The sequence below is a fragment of the Floridaenema aerugineum BLCC-F46 genome (assembly GCF_041929345.1).
In the GTDB taxonomy this organism is placed as follows: Bacteria; Cyanobacteriota; Cyanobacteriia; order Cyanobacteriales; family Aerosakkonemataceae; genus Floridanema; species Floridanema aerugineum.
Map to the genome: position 1 here is coordinate 1 of NZ_JBHFNQ010000029.1, position 1,704 is coordinate 1,704.

At 43.3% G+C, this 1,704-nt stretch carries 2 protein-coding genes; both read left to right on the forward strand.

Annotated features, from left to right (window positions below; genetic code table 11):
* Positions 1-117: 117 nt before the first annotated feature.
* Positions 118-1,254 carry a M8 family metallopeptidase gene (locus tag ACE1CC_RS03500; protein WP_413269088.1) on the forward strand — a complete coding sequence of 379 codons (1,137 nt, stop codon included), beginning with the start codon at positions 118-120 and terminating at the stop codon, positions 1,252-1,254.
* Between the two features lie 244 nt (positions 1,255-1,498).
* On the forward strand, positions 1,499-1,648 hold the full coding sequence (locus ACE1CC_RS03505; protein ID WP_413269089.1) for a hypothetical protein: 150 nt from the start codon (positions 1,499-1,501) through the stop codon (positions 1,646-1,648).
* Positions 1,649-1,704 lie beyond the last annotated feature (56 nt).

Sequence of the window (1,704 nt, forward strand, 5' to 3'; positions counted from 1 at the left end):
GAAATTAAATGGGTTAACGATATGCTGGTAATGACGTTTGTGTGACAAACACTATTTCACTGAGGAGCCGTATGATGCGAAAAGTATCAAGTACGGTTTTGGAGAGCAACGGCTCTCGTGAGAGAGTCGTTGACTTTAATCTTTGATATTACTCCAGCCACCAAGTTCCAAGATTCTGTAAGTCCGCAAGAGTGGAGAGCCACTGTCTTCTCGTGGGATGGAAGTCAAGGTAGTGCGCCGCCAATTAATTTTTGGGAAGGAGATTTTAATAATCCCAATACCATCGGTGTGATTAATTTGGGTTCTAACACCCGCAGTGATGGCAAGCAAGGCATCAATGTAGATTGGGGAAATGGTGCGCCCAACGGAGATGGAAATCGTCTACCCCATGACTTTTTTGCGATGCGAGCTTACACTGTAGCTGATTTTGATGGCAGTGAATATAAGTTCCGTGTCAGGGGCGATGACGGATTCCAAATTCTTGCTAAACAGCATGGTACAAATCAGTGGTTTTACATCACGCCTCAAAATCAGTGGACTCAGGCTTACGGTTCGCATAACGAAATAACTTCTACTTTGCCTGCTGGTCGATACGATTTGCACTTCCATCAGTATGAGGCGAGTGGTAATGCGTACTTAGACCTTTCGTGGGAAAAGGTTAATTCACAACCTGTGTTTGATATCAACTATACGAGTGTTCCTAACAACGCACGAACCGTAGTTGATGATGCCATCAGAACTTGGGAGTCTAAGATTAGACGTGGGCCTATAGGTAGTCCAGTGGAAAGAGGTTTCCAGGTTGCCATCACAACTGAAGAGCTTGGTAATCTGATATATGCCGATTGTAATTATGCCGAGAATGGTGTGGCCTCTTTAAGGCTTGATCCAGAGTTCTTTGGCAAATCTTACAGTCAACAAAAGAAAATTATTATGCACGAGTTGGGTCACGCAATGGGTTTTGGACAGCAACGGTTGCCACAATATGACAGACTTGCTCTTAGAAACCAAAGTGATGGTCATTGGTACTTCATGGGAACTAATGCTATAGCTCTGTATGGAGGACCTGTTCCTTTGCAAGAGAATGTAGATGTCAACAATATTAATTACCGTACCGAGGGAGGGTATCACTGGGCTGAGGGTGATGCCAGACTTAGGCTTGATTTAATGAGTGCGGCAACATTAGAAGGTTATTCAGATAGCAACTTATCCTTTACTGTTGCAGCATTAAAGGATATGGGGTTTGACACTGTTTAGTGGATTTTCGGAGAGTGCGATCGCACTTTCCATTTATTCAAAATGTGATCGCTTTTTGTACGGGTTTGAAAATGCGATCGCCATTTTTCCCCTACACAAATCTTGCACTGGCGCTTCTATCCCACCTGGGGTTCAAACCCCAGGCTAATAGCGAAACTCCACTGAAGTGGACTAAAGAAAATTGTTTTCAGTCGGATAAATCCGACTTTAGCTATTAGCCTGCGAATTGATTCGCAGGCGGGTGATGGCAACTGATCCAAGATTTTTGTCTGCAATCTTCAAGAGCGATCGCATTTCCTATTTATTCAGAATGCGATCGCATCTTTTTTACGTACCATCATCAAACACAATTCAGTCAGAAAAATTTCGCTATGTAGGGACACGGCATGATTAATATTGTCAGTTTTCCAAAATATATAAGATGCCGTGTCCCTACACCCAATTCCTCAG

Bases quoted from the DNA above. Each gene is read 5' to 3' on its own strand.
- ACE1CC_RS03505 (WP_413269089.1), top strand. From the start codon at position 1,499: ATGGCAACTGATCCAAGATTTTTGTCTGCAATCTTCAAGAGCGATCGC.